This is a genomic window from Variovorax sp. CCNWLW186, from assembly GCF_037203865.1.
GTDB lineage: Bacteria > Pseudomonadota > Gammaproteobacteria > Burkholderiales > Burkholderiaceae_C > Variovorax.
The window spans coordinates 1-20117 of sequence record NZ_JBBCBO010000035.1; the positions used below are offsets into that span (position 1 = coordinate 1).

16 protein-coding genes are annotated in these 20117 nt (G+C 66.6%); 8 read left to right on the top strand and 8 right to left on the bottom strand.

Annotated features, from left to right (window positions below):
- Positions 1-193 precede the first annotated feature (193 nt).
- The 6 genes from V9K97_RS26025 to V9K97_RS26050 are packed head-to-tail and all read left to right on the top strand — an operon-like array spanning position 194 to position 7883.
- A complete protein-coding gene (locus tag V9K97_RS26025; RefSeq protein WP_337321657.1) occupies positions 194-2536 on the top strand; it encodes a type VI secretion system Vgr family protein in 2343 nt (780 codons plus the stop codon).
- Positions 2537-2548: 12 nt separating this feature from the next.
- On the top strand, positions 2549-2983 hold the full coding sequence (locus V9K97_RS26030) for a hypothetical protein (RefSeq protein ID WP_337321659.1): 435 nt from the start codon (positions 2549-2551) through the stop codon (positions 2981-2983).
- A gap of 7 nt (positions 2984-2990) precedes the next feature.
- A complete protein-coding gene (locus tag V9K97_RS26035) occupies positions 2991-5639 on the top strand; it encodes a DUF2169 family type VI secretion system accessory protein (RefSeq protein WP_337321660.1) in 2649 nt (882 codons plus the stop codon).
- On the top strand, positions 5636-6748 hold the full coding sequence (locus tag V9K97_RS26040) for a pentapeptide repeat-containing protein (RefSeq protein ID WP_337321661.1): 1113 nt from the start codon (positions 5636-5638) through the stop codon (positions 6746-6748). The genes V9K97_RS26035 and V9K97_RS26040 overlap by 4 nt, the downstream gene beginning before the upstream one ends.
- A complete protein-coding gene (locus V9K97_RS26045; RefSeq protein ID WP_337321663.1) occupies positions 6745-7479 on the top strand; it encodes a DUF3540 domain-containing protein in 735 nt (244 codons plus the stop codon). The genes V9K97_RS26040 and V9K97_RS26045 overlap by 4 nt, the downstream gene beginning before the upstream one ends.
- 17 nt (positions 7480-7496) lie before the next feature.
- Positions 7497-7883 (top strand): DUF4150 domain-containing protein, encoded by a 387-nt coding sequence (locus tag V9K97_RS26050; protein WP_319437979.1) that lies wholly within the window; start codon positions 7497-7499, stop codon positions 7881-7883.
- A gap of 22 nt (positions 7884-7905) precedes the next feature.
- Here the strand turns inward: V9K97_RS26050 and V9K97_RS26055 are convergent, their stop codons facing one another.
- The 3 genes from V9K97_RS26055 to V9K97_RS26065 form a co-directional block, all read right to left on the bottom strand.
- Positions 7906-8889, bottom strand: a complete 984-nt coding sequence (locus V9K97_RS26055; protein ID WP_337321668.1) for a tripartite tricarboxylate transporter substrate binding protein — start codon at positions 8887-8889, stop codon at positions 7906-7908.
- An 89-nt stretch (positions 8890-8978) separates the two neighbouring features.
- Positions 8979-10052, bottom strand: coding sequence for a patatin-like phospholipase family protein (locus V9K97_RS26060; RefSeq protein WP_258508407.1), 1074 nt, complete (start codon positions 10050-10052; stop codon positions 8979-8981).
- A gap of 40 nt (positions 10053-10092) precedes the next feature.
- Complete coding sequence (locus V9K97_RS26065) at positions 10093-12468, bottom strand: Tex family protein (RefSeq protein ID WP_337321670.1); 2376 nt, start codon at positions 12466-12468, stop codon at positions 10093-10095.
- A gap of 229 nt (positions 12469-12697) precedes the next feature.
- Here V9K97_RS26065 and V9K97_RS26070 point away from each other — a divergent pair, with 229 nt between their 5' ends.
- On the top strand, positions 12698-13273 hold the full coding sequence (locus V9K97_RS26070) for a DUF2239 family protein (protein WP_337321672.1): 576 nt from the start codon (positions 12698-12700) through the stop codon (positions 13271-13273).
- On the top strand, positions 13270-14694 hold the full coding sequence (locus tag V9K97_RS26075) for an MATE family efflux transporter (protein ID WP_443304260.1): 1425 nt from the start codon (positions 13270-13272) through the stop codon (positions 14692-14694). The genes V9K97_RS26070 and V9K97_RS26075 overlap by 4 nt, the downstream gene beginning before the upstream one ends.
- A gap of 18 nt (positions 14695-14712) precedes the next feature.
- On the opposite strand, the gene V9K97_RS26080 is transcribed toward V9K97_RS26075, so the two are convergent.
- From V9K97_RS26080 to V9K97_RS26100, 5 genes are all read right to left on the bottom strand, one after another.
- Positions 14713-16332, bottom strand: a complete 1620-nt coding sequence (locus V9K97_RS26080) for an MFS transporter (protein ID WP_337321674.1) — start codon at positions 16330-16332, stop codon at positions 14713-14715.
- 157 nt (positions 16333-16489) lie between these two features.
- Positions 16490-17125, bottom strand: coding sequence for a PqiC family protein (locus tag V9K97_RS26085; RefSeq protein WP_337321676.1), 636 nt, complete (start codon positions 17123-17125; stop codon positions 16490-16492).
- Positions 17122-18765, bottom strand: coding sequence for a PqiB family protein (locus V9K97_RS26090; RefSeq protein WP_337321678.1), 1644 nt, complete (start codon positions 18763-18765; stop codon positions 17122-17124). The genes V9K97_RS26085 and V9K97_RS26090 overlap by 4 nt, the downstream gene beginning before the upstream one ends.
- Positions 18762-19472: a paraquat-inducible protein A gene (locus V9K97_RS26095; RefSeq protein WP_337321694.1), complete on the bottom strand. Its 711-nt coding sequence runs from the start codon at positions 19470-19472 to the stop codon at positions 18762-18764. The genes V9K97_RS26090 and V9K97_RS26095 overlap by 4 nt, the downstream gene beginning before the upstream one ends.
- A complete protein-coding gene (locus V9K97_RS26100; RefSeq protein ID WP_258506128.1) occupies positions 19472-20104 on the bottom strand; it encodes a paraquat-inducible protein A in 633 nt (210 codons plus the stop codon). Before V9K97_RS26100 ends, V9K97_RS26095 begins: the two co-directional genes overlap by 1 nt.
- Positions 20105-20117 lie beyond the last annotated feature (13 nt).

Consider the following 20117-nt stretch of genomic DNA (forward strand, 5'->3'; position numbering starts at 1 on the left):
CTCCGCGCAGCGAAATAAAGGAGGAGGCCGAAGGCCGGGGGACATTCGCGGAGGGGAGTACCCGGTGGCCTTTGCACGCGCCCTGAACAATAGCCTCCGAACAGCCGCGTCATCCATATGACACAAGGAATTTCTAGACTCCCCTCCAAAGGCTTTGCATCCGAACAAGCCCCAAGGGCGAGGGAAATTCCGAATGACGCGTACCGTCCAGGTTCACACCGTACTCAGCGCCGAGCAGCTCAAGTTCCGCGCCATGCGGGGGCGGGAAGCACTGTCGCAGTTGTTCGAGTTCGAGGTCGAAATGGTCAGCCCGAGCTTCAACCTCGACCTGAAGAAACTGCTTGGTACTTCTCTCACCATCGAAGTGACCGACGGCGGCGCGCCGCGTTTTCTGAACGGTACCGTGGTGCGCTTCGAGCTGGTGGGCCGCGCCAACGAAACCGGCCGGCACTATGTGTACCGCGCCTTGGTGCAGCCGTGGCTCTGGTACCTTACGCGCACCACCGACTGCCGCATTTTCCAGAACAAGAGCGTGCCCGAAGTGCTGGACGAAGTGCTGGGCAAATATGGCTTCGAGTTTGAAAAGCGGCTCACCGGCAATTACCGTCCCTGGGAATACTGCGTGCAATACCAGGAGAGCGATTTCGCTTTCGTGAGCCGCCTCATGGAGCACGAAGGCATCGCCTACCACTTCGAGCACGCCAAGAGCTCGCACCTGCTGGTGCTGGCCGACGACACCGGCGGCTACCGCAAGCTCCCGGGCTACCCCACCATTCCCTACCGCCCGCGCGATCGCGTGCTGCATGCGATGGAGCCTTGCATCGACCAGTGGCGCGTGGCCGAGCAAATCACCTCGGGCCGCGTGATGCTCGACGATTTCGATTTCAAGAAGTCGCGCGCCTCGCTGCAAAGCGTGCGTCAAGACCCCAAGGGCCACGACCATTCGACTTATGAAGTCTATGAATGGCTGGGCGGCTACAGCGAACACCAGCAAGGCGACACCTACGCGAAGATTCGCCTGCAGGAGCTGCAGTGCGCGCATGAGCTCGCTGCGGGCCACACCAACGTGGTCGGCATGGCGCCCGGCTATCTGTTCGAGATGACGCACTGCCCGCGCGAGTCGGACAACCGCGAATACCTGATCACCGAAACCCGCTACGACCTGCAGGAGCCCGAGTACTCCACCGGCACCGGCACCGAGTCGGTGTGCCAGTTCGACTTCACGGTGCTGCCTTCGAACGTGCCCTACCGGCCCGCGCGCAAGACGCCCAAGCCGCGCACCAACGGCCCGCAAACCGCCACCGTCGTCGGCCCCGAAGAAATCTGGACCGACCGCTTTGGCCGCGTGAAGCTGCAGTTCCGCTGGGACCGCTACGGCCAGTCGGACGAAAACAGCTCGTGCTGGGTGCGCGTGTCGAGCAATTGGGCCGGCGCCAACTACGGCACCATGCACATGCCCCGCGTGGGCCAGGAAGTGATCGTCGATTTCATCGGCGGCGAGCCCGACCGCCCTATCATCACCGGCCGCGTCTACAACAACGACCAGATGCCGCCGTGGGAGTTGCCCGCAAACGCCACGGCCAGCGGCATCCTCACGCGATCGAGCACGGGCGGTGCGGCCAACCAGGCCAACATGCTCCGCTTCGAAGACCGCAGCGGCGCCGAGCAGATCCTGCTGCACGCCGAGCGCAACCTCGACGTGGAAGTGGAAGCCGATGAAACGCACACCACAGACGGCACGCGCACCACGCTCATCAAGGGCCATGAATCGGCCACCTACAAGAGCGGCGAAACCCGCGACATTACCGCGGGCGCGAAAGAAACCATTACCGGCGGCGACACTCGCGACGTGACCGGCGGCTTCAGCGAAACGGTCAGCGGCGGCGTCACGCAGACCATTTCGGGCGGCAAGAAGCGCACGCTCAGCGGTGGGCTGAACGACACCATCAGCGGCGGCGTCAACCTTGCGATCACCGGCGGCTTCCACGGCACCATCGATGGAAAGGAGATCCGCTTCGTGAGCGGCGGACGCAACGACACCATCGACACCTCGAACACCGTGCTGGTCAACGGCCCCTCGAACACCACGGTGACCGGCCCAACGGTGCACACCTCCCCGGATGTGACCTTCAACACGACGAACCACATCCACAACACGACGCAGCACGTCATCAACACCAGCGTCTACAACACGACGTCGAACACCTACAACAACCTGACGGTCAACTACACCAACAACTCCATCTCCTATACCAACAACTACTCCAAGAGCAGCGACTGGAGGTGGTTCCGCCTGGGCGGCACCGGCCTGAACATGGACGTGTCGGGCATTTCGCTGGGCGTGGTGGCCGTGCGTTCGATGGCCATCGGCGTGCAGGCGCAGGCCATCGGCGTGAAGCTGGAGGCCGTGGGCGCGGAGTGGAAGAACAAGGCCATGTCGCTGGGGGATGCCGGTGCGCTCATCCAGCTGGTGGGCACGGAGATCAAGACGGGCGGCCTGCGCGCCGGCATCCAGGCGCTCAAGATCCTGCTCTGAAGCGTGGAAAACGTGCTCGATATCGTGTTGTGGGGGGTGTTCGGCATCGTCAGCCTGGGCGTGATTGCGCTCGCCGCAATCGTGCTCGCGGTGGCGCTGATGAGCCATCGCGCCTATGCCGAGGAAGGCCGGCTGTGGGAGCAGCTGCAGGCCAGCGGGCGTCCGCTGCAAGGCGTCGCGGTTTCCCTGATGCGCTCGCCCAGCGGCTACTCCCGGCGCGGCCCCATCGGGCAGCGCATGACGGCCGTGCAGCTGGGCGTCGCCTACGTCGATGCCGCCGGCATCGAGCAGCAGACCACCTTGCGCACGCTCATCGACGAGGACCTGCTGGCCCATTTTTCCGCGGGTCGGCCCGACATTCATCTACTGCAGGACCCGCAAGACCCGTCGCGACTGGCCATCGACCGCAGGCACACCCCACTGGTGATCCGCGGCGCAAGGCGCTGATCTCGCTGTGAAAACCATCAAACCGCTGCGCCTGAGCGTCCTTACGCGACCCTTCCTGCGCGCGCAAAGCCAGCGTCTCGCACTCACCGTGATCGGCATGCACACCCTTGGCGAAGGGGGCGTGCTGCTGCCCGAGACGGAGCTCTGGAAAACCGTCTCTGCCGAACTGGGAAACCAGTCCGCAATCGATCTCGGCATTCCCAAGCTGCGGCCTGAATTCCTGGTGAGCGGCCAGGCCTATACCTGCCACCAGCAGGACAAGACGCGCTGCGCGGTCGACCTGCGCGTCGGCACCTTGCGACGCCAGTTCCTCGTTTCGGGCGACCGCTACTGGCTGGATGGCCGCGCCACCGAGCCGCAGGCTTTCGACACCATGCGCCTGGACTGGCGGCACGCGTTCGGTGGCCCCGGCTTTGCCGCCAACCCCGCGGGCATCGGGTACGCACCCGAGATGGTCAATGGCCTGCTGGTGCAGCGGCTTCCCAACGTCGAACGTCCGGGCGATGGCATGGACCGCCCCGACCGCAGGCCGGCCCCGGCCTGCCCGGGTGCGATGGACGTCGATCTGCCCGAACGCCTGAAGCTGCTGGGAACGGACTACGGCGACCAGTGGCGCGAGACGCTCTACCCCGGCTTCGCGCGCGACATGGACTGGCAGTTCTTCAACGCCGCGGCTCCGGAACAACGCTGGAACGACGAACTGTCCATTCCCGCAGCCGCGCCCTACGAGATCTGGAACATGCACCCGGAGCATGCGGTGCTGCGCGGAAGGCTTCCGGATCTGCGCGCACGCGGCTTCGTGGCAAGAAAGTCTGCGCGGCCCGTTGCGCTGGAAGAGGTGCCGCTGCGGCTGACCACCGCGTGGTTCTTCCCGCACATGGCGCAGGTCATGCTGATCTTTCACGGCGAGACGCTCATCGCCGAGGACGATGCCGCGGATATCACGCATGTCATGCCGGCGATGGAGGCGGCAGACAGCCCGCTGCGCCCCCTCTCCCACTACGAGAAGGTCTTCGAGAATCGCTGCAACCTGGAGAAAGGCGCGATCCATGCGCTGCTCGACGAGGAACTGCTGCCGGCCTCGGCCATCGGCCCCTGGCTGGACCAGATCGACGCGCGCGAATCGATCCTGGCAAGGAACATCAAGGACAAGGGCGAGCGCCTGCGAGCCGAACTGACGGCGCGGGGCCTGGAGGCCGGCCACAAGGCGCGCCATTTCCGGGAACGGCCCCTGCCGAAGCCTTTCGACAAGATGCCCACGCTGGCCGAACTGCCCGAGTTCATCGACAAGACACGCGCCTACCAGCGCGAACAGGAACGCAAGCTGGAGGAAGCCAGGCAGGAAGTCGCGAAGGCGGCCCGGGACAATGCATCCGAATCGCGCAAGGCGGGCTTCGACAGCAGCCGGATCACCGACGAGGAAAGCCGGAACGCGCAGCTCAAGGGCCCGCCGAAATTCGAAGCCGAGACGATCGTCGAGGGCCTGGCCGGCATCGCCGCGGCCACGGGCACCCCGGCCATGAGCGCCGCCGAGCACGCCGAGCTGCAGGTCCTCGGGCAGCGGGGCCGGCAAGACATGCTGACGCTGTACCGCATGGCGGCCCACCACCAGGCCGCTGCCGATCCGATGGCTGCCGAACAGAATGCGCAGACGCGCGAACGCGTGCTCGCCGCCATGGCCGCGGACCGCGATCTGTCCGCCATGGATCTGACGGGCTGCGACCTGTCGGGCCTCGATCTACGGGGCGCCCGCATGCACCAGACCTTGCTCGAAGGCGCCCTCCTCCAGGGCACCCGCCTGGATGGCGCCGACTTGAGCCAATCGGTGCTGGTGCGCGCCGACCTGCGCCAGGCCTCGTTGACGAGCTGCAACCTGGAGCGTGCCAACCTCAGCCTCGCACGCTGCGAAAACACCAACTTCGCGCAGGCCCGCTTCGAGCGCACGCAGATGGAAAAGCTGCGCCTCGACGGCTGCTGTCTCGACGAAGTGAGGTGGAGCTATCTGTTGCTGCAGGGGATCGAACTCGCGGATTGCAGCCTGCGGCGCGCCGACCTCCGCTATGTGAGCATGGCCGAGCACTGCCGGCTGGCGCGCTGCGACTTCGGCGAGGCACGCCTGGAAAAGGTGCTGTTCGTGCAGGCCGAGTTCGAGTCGGTGGATTTTTCCGGCGCCACCGTCGAAGCCTGCAGCTGGGCCCACACTCCATTGCACAAGGGCATCCGGTTTCGGCGTGCCCTGCTCAAGACCACCAGCTTCGTCGGCACCACGGATCTTCGCGAGGCCGACTTCGAGGATGCGACGCTGGTGCATTGCACCCTGCGCGAGCTGCCTCTCGATGGCGCGAACTTCAGGCGGGCTACGCTCGATACCTGCGATTTCTCCTCCGCGTCGCTCAAGGGCGCGGACCTGCGCGCGGCGGCGGCACCCGACAGCCTCTTCATCCGCGCCGATTTCACGCGTGCCTTCCTGCGGCTCGCCAACCTCATGAATGCCAACCTTCAGAAGGCCTGCCTGGTCGATGCCGACCTGGGCGAGGCCAACCTGTTCCGTGCCGATGTCTCCCAGATCCTCATCACCCCAGGCACGATCACCCTGGGGGCCCACATCGACCAGATGAAGACACTGCCCCGGCGCCCCGAGGCAAGCGGCGCGTGAACGCCGAGACACTGGCAGCCCAGGTCCGCAACGGCGAGCCGATCCGCGAGAAGGACTTCAGCAACATGGACCTGAGAGGCATCGACCTGCGCGGCGGCGTGTTCAGCGGCTGCAGCTTCCGGGGCGTTCAGGCCGATGCCGCGCGCCTGGGCGAATCCCTCTTCGAGAAATGCCGCTTCGACCAGGCGCAGTTGCCGGCGGCGGAGCTGACGCGCGCCGCCTTCCATGAGTGCAGCCTGCAGGATGCGGTGCTGGATGCGGCCTCCATGCCGCATTCGGTGTTCAGCGGCTGCACGCTGTGGGGCATTCGGCTGGAAGAGGCCTTCATGGACCAGGCGAACTTCCATCAAAGCGAGCTGCGCAACGCCTGCCTGGACCGTGCCAGCCTCGACAAAGCCGTGTTCTCCGAGTGCGACTTGACGGGCGCGTCCTTCAATGCGGTGGCCTTCTCGTCAACCATCTTCTTTCGCGCAGCGCTGACGGGCACGCGCTACGCCGGAGCCAGCTTCACGAACGCGATTTTCAGCGAGGCGGATCTTGCGGGGCAAGACTTCTCCGGGCAGCAGTTCCACCTCTGCCAGTTCATCGACGCGGTGCTGGCGGCGTGCCGATTCCGCGATGCGCGCCTCACGCAGTGCAACTTCAAGGGGGCCGACCTGCGCAATGCGGTGCTGGCAGGGGCGCAGGCCATGCAGTGCCTGTTTCCCGAGGCGGACCTGCGCGGCGTCGATGCGCGGGGCGGCCACTTCCAGCAGAGCATCTGGGTCGACGCCCATCTCGACGGCGCAGACTTCTCGCAGGCGCAGCTCGAGCAAGGCGTCTTCCATCGCGCGCACTGCGGGCAGACCGCATTCACCGGCAGCCGCCTGGACTACGCCGATTTTTCCTACGCATCGCTGGTCCAGGCCGACTTTCGCGATGCCGCTTTCCTGCGCACCGTGTTTCACCGCGCCGACCTGGACGGCGCCAGGTTCAGTACCCGCCTGGGTACGCTGGACCGGGACCCTGCGCTGCACGAAGCCGAGAAGGTGGCGCTGCAGCAACCCGAGCGCCCATCCCGCCTGGACCGCGACATCCATGGCCGCCGCCCCAAGAAAGAAAGCCCATGACCTCCACCCGGACCACCGCCGGCGACACGATCGCCACTGCACGCCATGCAACGCAAGGCGTGCTGGATCCGCTCATGCAGCGCCCTTCGCATGCGGCCCGCGCGGACTCCGGCACGCGAACCGCCACGGTGATCGCCAGCGATGGCGATGCATGGTTCGAGGTCGACCTCGACGACGGCCAGGGATCGCTGCGCTGCCGGCGCGTTGCCAGCTGCCTGCTGCTGCCTGCGGTAGGCGATACGGTGTTGATCACCTCGACCCGCCAGGGCGACAGCTTCGTCATCGCGGTGGTCGTCCAGGCCGACCCGCGGCAGGCGACGCTGGCCGTGGACGGCGACCTGACGCTGGTGTCGCGCTCGGGTGGCATCCGCGCGCGCAGCGCGGGCCCGATGGCGCTGGAGTCGGACACCTCGATCGCCATGCAGTCGCCCGAGTGGCGCGCGCAGGCCCGGCGGGCTCATTGCGAGATCGGGGAGATGGACTACCAGGGCGCCCGCATCCGCTTCAGCGTGCTGGTGTCGCGCTTCGTTGGGCGCACCTGCGAGGTGGTGCTGGATCGCCTCAGCCTGCTCACCCGCTCGAGCTTCCGCCTGACCGAGGAGATGGAACAGGTGCGTGCCGGCCAGATCGACATCCAGGCCGAGCAGACCTTGCGCCTGCATTCGAAGAACACGCTGCTGACCAGCAAGGGGCTGGTCAAGGTCGATGCCGAGCAGATCCACATGGGTTGATTGAAGGAGCCTTACGCATGTTTGCCAACGCACAGATGATGGGAATGGACCTCGCATTTCCGGATGTCTGCAAGACGCCGCCGGCGCTGCCCATCCCTTACCCGAACTTCGCGCTCGGTCCTACGGCCATTCCCAATGCCTGGAACATCCTGTACGGCGGCACGCCGGCCCACAACCTGGCCACCACCACGCCCATCACCAACGGCGACAACGCGGGCGTGCTGATGGGCGTTGTGTCGCAGACCGTGATGGGGCCTTCGCGCCACATCACGGGTGCGTTCACCGTGCTGCTCAAGGGCACGCCCTGCACGCGCATGACCAGCCTCTCGGTGCAGAACCGCTGCAACATCATCGGCATGCGGATCGTGCCGAGCCAGTTCAAGGTGCTGGTGCTGGCGGCCTGAGGCTTTTGCGCTCGGTGCTCCGCTATTCCGCCTTCACGCCGGCGGTGCGGATCACCTTCGCCCATTTGGTGGTTTCAGCCGTGATGAAGGCGTCGAATTCTTCGGGCGTGCTGCCCGCCGGAATCGTGCCCATGGCATCGAGCTTGGCGCGCGTCTCGTCGCTCTTGATCACGCGCGCCACCTCTTCCGACATGCGCTTGATGATGTCGCGCGGCGTGCCCGCGGGCGCCAGCATGCCGGCCCAGGTGCTGCCGGTGAAGCCTGCAAAGCCCTGCTCGATGAAGGTGGGCACATCGGGCGCGGCAGCCAGGCGCTTGTCTCCGGCCACGCCGATGAGCCGCACCTTGCCCGCCTTCGCCTGGTTGATGAGGCCCGTGGGCGCATCGAAGAACAGCTGGATCTGGCCGCCCATCAAATCCGTGAGCGCCGGCACCGCACCGCGGTATGGGATGTGGATCATGTAGGTCTGCGTGAGCGACTTCCACAGCTCGGTCGTCAGGTGCGCGGCCGAGCCGTTGCCCGATGAACCGAAGCTCACCTTGCCCGGGTTGGCACGCGCGTAGTCGATGAGTTCGCGCGCCGTCTTGAAAGGTGCATCGATGTTGACCGCCGCCAGCAACGGCGACACGCCCATCAACGAAACGCCGCTCAGGTCCTTCTTCGGGTCATACGGCAGCTTGGGGTACAGCGTGGTGTTGGCCGCATAGGCCGCAATGACAACGCCGAAGGTGGTGCCGTCGGGCGCGGCCTTGGCAATGGCATCGACGCCGATCAGGCTGTTGGCACCGGGCTTGTTGTCGACGAGCACCGGCTGGCCGAGCCGCGCCTGCAGGCCCACCTGCACCAGCCGTGCCATCTGGTCCGTAAACCCGCCCGGCGTGTACGGCACGATGATGCGGATCGGCTTGTTGGGCCAGGCGCTTTGGGCCAGCGTCGGCATCGGGATGGTTGCCGCTGCTGCGGCGGCAAGGGTGAATCGGCGGCGTGAAATCGGGGCCTGCTGCATGGGGGCGGCTTTCTCTGAAAAGAGTGAACGGCCCATTCTCGAAGGCGCTGCGCGCCCACAGCCTCAGGGTTTGCCCCGGCGATACGTCTTCAGAGCGGCAGCAGGTCTTGCGTGCGGCCGGTTGAAAGCCACGCCTCGAACTCATCCGACAGCCGCTGGGCCTCGCGCGTGGCCCTGCTCCAGGCGCCGATACGCGCCTGCGCGTCGTTCGCAAAACGGATGAAATCCTTGCGGTCGGGCAGCTTGCCGTTGGGGAGCGACCGCACCCAGTCGGCGTCGGGCGCGAGCACGACCATGCGGTCGAGGAAGCCCGTGGACTTGTGCCGCCAGCGCAGGCCCTTGTCGAGCCAGCCCGGCACCACAGCCTGCTGGAAATGCGGGTACAGCACGATGCCTTCGTCGGCCGGCTGGTAGTCCAGGTGCAGGTGATAGTCGGTAATGCCGCCGTCCCAGTACGCGCCGCGCGGCGCGCCCGGAATGTCGTGCACCGCGGCAAGAAGGAACGGAATCGAGCACGATGCCTGCAGCACCATGTTGAAGTTCTCTTCGCTGAGCGCGTGCTGCCGCGTTCGAAAGTCGTTGGTGCCGAAAGGCAGGGCCGCGCCGGGCGTGGAAAACACGCAGCGCTCCAGCCATGCGCCCAGGCTCTTGCGGTGCAGGCTGTTTGTGGCAAAGGCGCCCAGGTAGCCAAAAGGCGTGCGCGCCCTGCCCTCGCGCCCGAGGATGTGGCGGCCGCGAGAGGTCACCACATGGAGCTTGTAGCGCGAGTGGTTGAGCACCTCGCCGATGCGCCCGCCGTAGAAGTCGTGCAGGCTCTCGGCAAAGCGCGCGCTCAGCTGGTCGGGGCGGAGGCGCTTCTGTCCCGGCGGCACTTCGAACTGCTGGCGCACGTAGTCGTGCTCGAAGCGTTCGAAGGCCTTCTGCGGATCGGACAGGCAGGCCGTCGAAAGCCGCCATGCCCCAATCGATGCGCCCACCAGGTGCACCGGCTGGCTCGACTGCGTGAGCCAGCGCCCGAAGATGAAGCGGTCGAGCGGGCCGAGGATCAGCCCCTTGGGGCCGCCCGCGGCGCCGGGAATGGTGCGCACGTCCTGCGGGCGCAGGCCGTTCGCCTCGATGTGCTTGCGGGCCGCGGGGCCGGCATAGATGCGCAGTGCCTTCATCGTCATGCCGGCGGCATCAGCAAGAACCGTGCGGCACGGCTTACTTGCGCAGCCCCTGCAGCTTGGCAAACGCGCTGGCCATCTGGCCCGCGGGCTGCGGCGCGCTGTCGCGGCGCGAGCCCTGTTGCTGGCCGCGTCCCGCGCCTTCGAAGCGGTTGTCGCGCGGGCCGTCGCGGCGGGCGGGGGCCGCGTCGAGCTTCATCGAGAGGCCGATGCGCTTGCGCGCCACGTCCACTTCCATCACCTTGACCTTGACGATGTCGCCGGTCTTCACCACTTCGCGCGCATCGTTCACGAACTTGTGGCTCAGCTGGCTCACGTGCACCAGGCCGTCCTGGTGCACGCCCAGGTCGATGAAGGCGCCGAACTGGGCCACGTTGCTCACGGTGCCTTCGAGGATCATGCCTTCCTTCAGGTCGGCAATGTCATCCACGCCGTCGTTGAAGCGTGCCACCTTGAAGTCGGGGCGCGGGTCGCGGCCCGGCTTTTCGAGCTCGCCGAGGATGTCCTTCACCGTGATGACGCCGAACTTCTCGTTGGCGAACAGCTCGGGCTTGAGCGTCTTGAGCATCTCGGCGCGGCCCATCAGCTCGGTGATCGGCTTGCCGGTCTTCACGATGATCTGTTCCACCACCGGATAGGTCTCAGGGTGCACGCCGGTGATGTCGAGCGGGTCGGCGCCGTCGCGAATCCGCAGAAAGCCCGCGCTCTGCTCAAAGGCCTTAGGGCCGAAGCCGGTCACGTCGAGCAGCTGCTTGCGCGTGGAGAACGCACCGTTCGATTCGCGCCAGCGCACCACCGCCTTGGCCACGCTGGCCGACAGGCCCGAGACGCGGCTGAGCAGCGGCACGCTCGCGGTGTTGAGGTCCACGCCCACGGAATTCACGCAGTCTTCCACCACGGCCTGCAGCGTGCGGGCCAGTTCGCTCTGGTTCACGTCGTGCTGATATTGGCCCACGCCGATGCTCTTGGGGTCGATCTTCACGAGCTCGGCCAGCGGGTCTTGCAGGCGGCGCGCAATGCTGGCGGCGCCGCGAAGGCTCACGTCCACGTCGGGCATTTCCTGCGAGGCGAATTCGCTGGCCGAATACACCGAAGCGCCGGCCTCGCTCACCACCACCTTGTCGACCTTCATTTCGGGTGCGCCGGCTTGTGCGGCCATCTTGGCGAGCAGCTTGATGAGGTCGGCAGCCAGCTTGTCCGTCTCGCGGCTCGCGGTGCCGTTGCCAATGGCGATCAGGTTCACGCCGTGCTTGGCGCAGAGCTTGCCGAGGGTGTGCAGCGAGCCTTCCCAGTCCTTGCGCGGCTCGTGCGGGAACACGGTGGCGGTTTCAACCAGCTTGCCGGTGGCATCTACCACGGCCACCTTCACGCCGGTGCGAATGCCCGGGTCCAGGCCCATCACCACGCGCGGGCCGGCGGGAGCGGCCAGCAGCAGGTCGCGCAGGTTGTCGGCAAACACCTTGATGGCGACCTTTTCGGCGTCTTCGCGCAGGCGGGTGAACAGGTCGCGCTCGGTCGAAAGCGCGAGCTTCACGCGCCAGGTCCAGGCCACGCACTTGCGGATCAGGTCGTCGGCCGGGCGGCCTGCGTGGCTCCAGCCCAGGTGCAGCGCGATCCGGCCTTCGGCGATGCTGGGCTTGCCCGGTTCGGGCTCTACCGGCAGCACCAGCTTGGCGTCGAGGATGTCGAGCGCGCGGCCGCGAAACACGGCCAGCGCGCGGTGCGAAGGCACGCGGCCGATCGGCTCGTCGTAGTCGAAGTAATCGCGGAACTTGGCGACGTCGGCGTTGTTCTCGTCCTTGCCGGCCATCAGCGTGGACTTGAGCAGGCCCTCGGCCCACAGCCATTCGCGCAGGCCCTGCACCAGCGCCGCGTCTTCGGCCCAGCGCTCGGAAAGAATGTCGCGCACCCCATCGAGCACGGCCGGCACGGTCGAAAAATCGGGGCCCGGCTTGCCGTCGTCCAGCGTGGTGGCGGGCTGCAGGAAGGCCTTGGCCTCCACCGCGGGGTCGAGCGTCGGGTCGGCCAGCAGCTTGTCCGCCAGCGGCTCGATGCCGAATTCGCGCGCAATCTGGCCCTTGGTGCGGCGCTTTTGCTTGAACGGCAGGTACAGGTCTTCGAGCTCCTGCTTGGTCGGCGCAAATTCGATGGCGGCGCGCAGTTCGGGCGTGAGCTTGCCCTGCTCGTCGATGCTCTTGATGACCGCAGCGCGACGGTCTTCGAGCTCACGCAGGTAAGCCAGGCGCGCTTCGAGCTCGCGCAGCTGAATGTCGTCGAGGCCGTCGGTGACCTCCTTGCGGTAGCGGGCAATGAACGGAACCGTGGCACCGCCATCGAGCAGTTCGATGGCCGCCTTCACCTGGTGCTCGCCTACCTTGATCTCGGCGGCAAGCTGGCGAATGATTTTCTGCATGTCTGAATGACGTCCCTGTCACGCACGGTCGGCTTGGCCGACGGTGCTTGGCGAATAAAGCGCTGAAGTTTGCCATAGGGCCGCGGCGGCCAATTCCGGCGCCGCCCGCAAGAATGGGCCGGGGGCGGCCACCTCCTTCCCCTTCCGCAAATGCTCGCTTTATATTTTTACCCGGGTATATTGCCGTTTGCTGTTTTACCCGGATAAAATATGACGCATGAACAATCACATGCCAGCTCCAACAACTCCAACAGCCTTGGCCAGCACCACCATCACCGCGTTTTCCGGCTTCCAGCGTGTTGCCGGCGGCACGAAGACCGAGGTGATCGCCCAATTGCGCCGGCGCCCAGACGCTGCATCCGTGCTGCTTTTCGACGACTCGACGGGCGCGCAGATCGACCTCGACCTGCGCGAAGAAACTGAATCCGCTGAGCCCGAAGCTCATGACGAAGCGCCGCGCACCGTCGGCCGTCCCAAGCTGGGCGTGGTGGCACGTGAAGTGACCCTGCTGCCGCGCCACTGGGAGTGGCTCGGCCGCCAGCCGGGCGGCGCCTCGGTCGCGTTGCGTCGCCTCGTCGACGACGCACGTCGCGTGCACGCCGACCGCGACACCGAGCGTGCGGCAAGAGAAGCCACCTATCGCTTCATGACCGCCATTGCGGGCGACCTGCCCGGCTTCGAGGAAGCGACGCGCGCATTGTTTGCAGGTGAACGCGAGCGCTTCGACGAGCTTGTCGCGCCGTGGCCCGAAGACATCAGGGCTCACCTGCAGAAGCTTTCCGCTGCGGGATGGAGCGCCGCATGAGCACCACGCCAACCGCCACCACCGAAGCCCCGGCAGACAAGACCGGCCTGCGCGGCACGCCCGTGGCCGCCGCCGGAGCACCGCGCGCATTGTGGAAGACCTTCCTGTTCTTCCTGGCGCCGATGCTGCTCAGCAACATCCTGCAGTCGCTGTCCGGCACCATCAACAACATCTACATCGGCCAGATGATCGGCGTCAGCGCTCTGGCGGCGGTGTCGAGCTTCTTTCCGGTGATGTTCTTCTTCATCGCGTTCGTCATCGGCCTGGGAGCCGGGGCCTCGGTACTCATCGGTCAGGCCTGGGGGGCGCGCGACGTTGCCAAGGCCAAGGCCGTGGCGGGCACCACGCTGGCGGTCGGCATCCTGCTGGGACTTGCCGTAGCGGTGTTCGGCGGCGCCTTCACCACGCCGCTGCTGGCATTGCTCGGCACGCCGCCCGACGTGCTGGCCGACTCCACCAGCTACGCGCGCATCATGCTGATCGCGATGCCGGGGCTGTTCGTCTTTCTGCTGTCCACCGCCATGCTGCGCGGTGTGGGCGACACGGTCACGCCGCTGCTCACGCTGATCATTTCCACGGTTGTGGGTCTCATCGTCACGCCGGCGCTCATTCGCGGCTGGGGCGGCTTGCCGCAGCTCGGCGTCGCTAGCGGCGCCTGGGCCACGGTGGTCGCCTTCGTGGTCGCCACGCTGTGGATGGCGTGGCGCCTTCGCAGCCGCGGCAGTCCGCTGGCGCCCGATGCAGAGCTGATTCGCCACCTGCGCATCGACCCCAAGCTGTTGAAGGCCGTGCTCAAGGTCGGCGTGCCCACGGGCGTGCAGATGATCGTGGTGGCGCTGGCTGAAATTGCCCTGCTCTCGCTGGTGAACGGCTACGGCTCCAGCGCTACCGCGGCGTATGGCGCGGTGAACCAGGTGGTGGCGTATGTGCAGTTTCCGGCTATCTCGATCGCCATCACGGCATCGATCCTCGGCGCCCAGGCCATCGGCGCAGGCCGCGCAGACCGGCTCGGCGCCATCGCCAAGACCGCACTGTTGATGAACCTGGCGCTCACGGGCGGACTGGTGCTGCTGGGCTACCTGTTCTCGCGCCACCTCATGAGCTTTTTCATCACCAGCGCGCCGGTGATCGAAATTGCGCAGACGCTGCTGCACATCATGCTGTGGAGCCTGGTGATCTTCGGCATGGCCGCAGCCATCTCGGGGATCATGCGCGCCAGCGGCTCGGTGCTGGTGCCCACGGCCATCTCGATCCTCTGCCTGATCGGCATCGAGGTGCCGGTGGCCTGGTTCATGAGCCACCGCATCGGGCTCAACGGCATCTGGTATGCCTACCCCGTGACGTTCGGGGCGATGCTGCTGCTGCAAACGGCCTACTACCGGCTGGTGTGGCGCAAGAAGGCGATCCGGCGGCTGGTGTAGCCGGCGCGGCGCCATGAGTCAGGCGGCCGGCCCTCGGGATGCCGGGGTGGCCTCTGCCGGCGCCGCCCCGCCGCCGATCATCAGCCACGCGCTCAAGGCGCTGAGCACTGCCAGCCCGGCGCTCAGCAGCATCACCCACCGAAAACCGGCCACGAAGGATTCGGCGACGGCGCGCTTCAAGGCTGCGGCGGTGTCCGCATCGACACCCGCCGGCAGCGCGGCGCCGGCCAGCTTGTCGCGCTCGCCTTCCAGAAATGCCGACACCTCCGCCGAGGCCCCCATGCCGCGAAGGCTCTCGGCCAGCGCGCTGTCGAAAGCCCAGGCCATGACCAGGCCGAACACCGCAATGGCCAGCACCGCGGCCGCGCGCGACACGGCGTTGTTGACGCCCGAAGCCACGCCGGCCTGCTCGGGACCGACCGCGTTCATCACCGTGGTGGTGAGCGGCGCCACGGTCACGGTCATGCCGAAGCCCAGCACCACCACGGCGGGAAGAAACCCGCTCCAGTAGCTCGCGCCCACACCGGGCACGGCGAACAACGCAAAGCCGACGGCGGCAATCGCGGGGCCGATGACCAGCGGCAGCCGCGGGCCGAAGCGGTCCACCAGTTGGCCTGCCCAGCCCGAAAGCGCGAACATGATGAAGATGAACGGCAGCAGCGCCGCGCCCGCCACCGTGGCCGAGTAGCCCTGCACCTGGATCAGGTTGAGCGGAAAGAAATACAAGCCGCCGCCCAGCGCGGCATACAGCAGCAAGGTCAGCAGGTTGGCGCCGCTGAAGTTGCCGATGCGCAGCAGTGCCAGCGGCAGCATGGGTGTTTGCGCCTTGCGCTCCACGGCAATGAAGCCCACGCTCGCCGCGATGCCAATGGCCATGGCAGCCACCACGGCGGGTGAATTCCAGTGCTGCGTGGGGGCCTCGATGAACGCATAGACGATGCCGCCGAGCCCGGCGGTTGCCAGCAGTGCACCCAAAAAGTCGAGCCCGCCGCTGGCCGACGAACCGCGGCTTTCAGGCACATGCCGCCACACGATCCACAGCACCAGCAGCGCCATCGGCACGTTGATGAGAAAGGCCCAGGCCCACGAGAAATGGTCGACCAGAAAGCCGCCGAGCACCGGGCCCGCGGCCGCGGTAATGCCGCTGAAGCCCGACCAGACGCCAATGGCCTTGCCGCGTTCTTTTTCAGGGAATGCAGCGCTGATGAGCGCCAGGCTGCCGGGCACCAGCAAGGCCCCGCCAATGCCCTGCACCGCGCGCGCGGCAATCAGCTGCTGCACATTGGCCGCAAGACCGCAAGCCACCGATGCCACAGCGAAGATGCCGACGCCGACCGCGAAGATGCGGCGCCGCCCGAAATGGTCGCCGAGCGCGCCGCCCACCAGCAGCAGCGCGGCCAGCAGCAAGGCATACGACTCGACCACCCACTGCGCCTGGAATGCGGTCGCCCGCAGGTCCGCCTGGATGGCCGGCAGCGCCACGTTGACGACCGTGCCGTCGATGAACGCCATGCTGGAGCCGATGATCGCGGCGGCCAGCACCCAGGGTTTGGAGGCGTCGGGGCACGTGGCCTCTTGTGCCTTGGCGCCATGCAGGATCAGCGCGTTGTCGCAGGGTGCCTTGCCGATCTGTGCCACGATGACCTCCGATCCATCTAAAAGCAGACGCCGGTGTTGCTCCTTCCCCCTCCGGGGGAAGGTTGGGATGGGGGCAGCTTGCAACTGGACGCCATCCATCGATGACCGCCGTCGTGCCCCCACCCCGGCCCTCCCCCAAAGGGGGAGGGAGAAAAAGTCAGAGCGGGCACGCGGTCGCTGCCGGGTTCGCGCGCGCCGCGCTCACGCTGCGTGCAATGGCCGCCGCGGCTGCCGCCGTGATGCGCTGCGCGCCCTGCGCCACCGCGTCGATGCCGCTTGCGACGCCCTCGCCCACGTTCAGCTGGCAGACCATGGTGCGGGTCTCGTCGGTGCGCCGCAGCGTCCAGCTGAAGCCTGCGTCCATGCGGCCGCCATCGACCGCGTCGAACTGGCGCACCTGCACCGCAATGCGCCACACCGGCTGCGATGTTTGCCGGCCGCCCTTGGTCACGTCGAGTGCGCCGAGCCGGGCTGCGATGCCGCTGGCGAGCGCGTCCTGCAGTTCGCTTTCGAACGACGCGGCCCAGCGGTGCTGCTCGAGCACATCGACCTGCACGCTGCCGTTGGAGCGCCCCACCACCATCTGCGGCCTTGCAAGCCGCTCAGGCACCGCAACCGGCGCCAACTCGATATAGATCGGCGCGGCGGTGCTGATGGTCGAAGGCGCGGCCTCAGCCGCCGGCACCGTGCTGGCCAGCGTGTAGTAGTTGTCGGGCTTGCTCGCGCAGCCCGCAAGGACGATCAGCGCGGCCGCAGCGGCACCAAGAAGGAGCGGTTTCGAATTTTTCTTCATTTCTTGTCGTCCGGTTTGCCGCGCAGCAGCGACTCGGGGTGCCGCTCGAGGTAGTCGGTCAGCACGCGCACCGAACCGGCGGCGCGGGTCAGCTCGCGCAGCGTCTGGCGCATGTCCTGCTGCAGCGGCGAATCGTCGGCCAGCGTGCGTTCGGCGTTGTTGACGGTCTTGCGCACGTCCTTCATGGCGGCGGCAAGCTCTGGCGTCACATCGTTGTTGATGCGCGTCACGGCCTGCTCGGTGCTGGTGAGCGTCTTGTTCAGCGTGGTGAGCGTGGTGCGCAGGTCGGCGGCAATCTGCTCGTACGGCACCTTGTTGAGCTTGCTCGCAATTTCCTGCACCTGCGACTGGATCTCGTCGAGGCTGTTGGCCATGGTGGGCAGCTCGATCGGGTTCTTCGTCACGTCGATCTTTGCCGGCGGCGCCTTCGGGAAAAAGTCGAGCGCCACGTACACCTGCCCTGTCAGCAGATTGCCGTTGCGCAGCTGTGCACGCAGGCCCTTTTCGGCCAGGAAGCGCAGGCGCTCCTGCTGCGTGGCGCGCGATTCCACGCCGCTTTCGCCGGCGCGGCGGCGCAGGCGGTCGGGGTAGACCTGCACCAGCACCGGCATGCGGAACTCCCGCTCGGCACGGTCGAACTCCACGCCGATGGACTTGACCTCGCCGATCACCACGCCGCGGAAGTCGACCGGTGCGCCCGGCGTGAGGCCGCGCAGAGACTGGTTGAAGTACATCAGCAGCGTCTGCGGCGGACCGTCGGGCTCCTTCATGGCCGTGGTTTCGTCTTCGGCGAGCGTGAAGGCCGTGTTCTCCTTGGCCAGCGGGCCCATGGCGTCGTCCGGCGCCTTGAAGGCAATGCCGCCCAGCAAGATGGTGGCGAGCGACTGCGTGCGCAGGGTAAAGCCGCTCGCGCTCAGCTGCGCATCGATGCCGCTTGCCTGCCAGAAGCGCGTGTTCACGCCTACGAACTTGTCGTAAGGCGCATTGACGAAGATGCGCAGCGTCACGCCGCGGCCATCGCCATCGAGTTCATAGGCGGCCACCTGGCCCACCTTGATGCGCCGGAAGTACACCGGCGAGCCCACGTCGAGAGAACCGATGTCCGTCGCGCGCAGCAAGAACTGCTGGCCCGACGCATCGCGCGTGACGATGGGCGGCACTTCGAGGCCCTTGAACTCGCTCGCGGTTTCGGTCGACACGCCCGCATCGGCGCCGATGTATGCGCCCGAGAGCAAGGTGCTCAGGCCTGAAATGCCGGAGGTGTCGAGCCGCGGCCGCACCACCCAGAAGCGCGAGTCTTCGGCGGTGAAGCTCTTGGCCTCGTTGTTCAGCTGCACGATCACCCGTACGTGCGAGCGGTCGCGCGCAAGCCGCAGGCTTTGCACGGTGCCGATCTGCACGTCCTTGTACTTGACGGCGGTCTTGCCCGCTTCCAGGCCTTCGGCGGTGTTGAAGGTAAGCACGATCTCGGGGCCCCGCTCCATCAGTATCTTGGCGATCAGCATCACGCCGACCAGCGCGGCCACGATGGGAATCAGCCAGATCAGCGAAGGCAGCCACTGGCGCCGGCGCACCACGCGGGGCGGCGGCAACCCCGGCGGGGCCCGGTTGTCGTTCGGTTTGACGTCTTCTTCACTCATGCTGGCTTTTCTTCCCTGTTGTCACTTGCCGGTTCATTTCGCTGCCGTTCGGCTTGCTGTTGCTCTTTGCTGTCCCATGTGAGCCTGGGGTCGAAGCTCAGCGAGGCGAGCATGGTCAGCACCACCACCGAGCCGAAGGCCGCAATGCCCACGCCCGCATTGATGACCGCAAAACCCTGGATCTGCACCAGCCCGGTGAGCAGCGACACCACGAACACGTCGAGCATCGACCAGCGGCCGATGATCTCGACGATGTGATAGAGCTTGGCCCGCTCGGGCCTGCGCCAATCGCTCGCGCGCTGCGCCAGCAAGGCGAGCAAGATCAATACCGTGAGCTTGAAAAGCGGCACCAAAAAGCTTGCGATGAAGATGATCGCCGCGAGCCCGTAGGCACCCGACACCCAGAAATAGATCACGCCGCTCAGGATGGTGTCGTACTGCGCGCCGAACAGCGTGCGCGTGATCATCACCGGCAGCAGGTTGGCCGGTATGTACATGATGCAGGCCGCAATCAGAAAGGCCCAGGTGCGGTTCAGGCTGTAGGGCTTGCGCGTGTACAGGCGGGTGCCGCAACGGCCGCAGGGCTCGCCCTCGGCGGCGTCGCGCCAGACGGCATCGCAATGCGGGCAGGCCACCAGACCGAGCGAGGCGGCCGTGGCCACCGGGGTTTCGTCGCCGTTGTCATGCGTATGGAGAAAAGGGCCGATCACGCCGCGCCCTCCTTCGGCTCACCGGGCGGACGAAAAGTCATTTCCCAGAACGCATTGGGATTGAACGAAAGCACCGCCGTGAGCATGACGGTGAGCGCAATGAAGGCCCAGAGAGCCGGCCCGGCCACCACGGTGGCCATGCTCGACAGCTTGACGATGGCCACCAGCACGCCCAGCAAAAACACCTCGACCATGCCCCAGGGCCGCAGCATCTGCATGGCGCGCACCAGAACGGCAAAGCCGGCCGGCCGGTGCTCGCGCTGCAGCGGGACCAGCAAATAAGCCAGTATGCAAAGCTGCAACAGCGGAAAAAGCAGCGTCGTCGCCAGCACCAGCAGCGCCACCAGCGACATGCCCTCGGTGCTCAGCACCAGCACGGCGCCGGCCAGCGTGGTCTGGCTGCGCAGGCCCTGCAGCTCGATCTCGACAATCGGAAACAGGTTGGCAATGGCAAACATGATGAGCGACGCCACCGTCAGCGGCAGGATGCGGCGCTGCTGGTCGCCGGCGTGGCGATAAAGCTCGGTGCCGCAGCGGGCGCAGCGCGAAACCTCGCGCGGCTTCAGGGGCGTGCGGCTGAAGACCGCATCGCAGCCCGGGCAAACCACGGTTTCAGGTACTTCCGTCATGGGGCCGTACCCT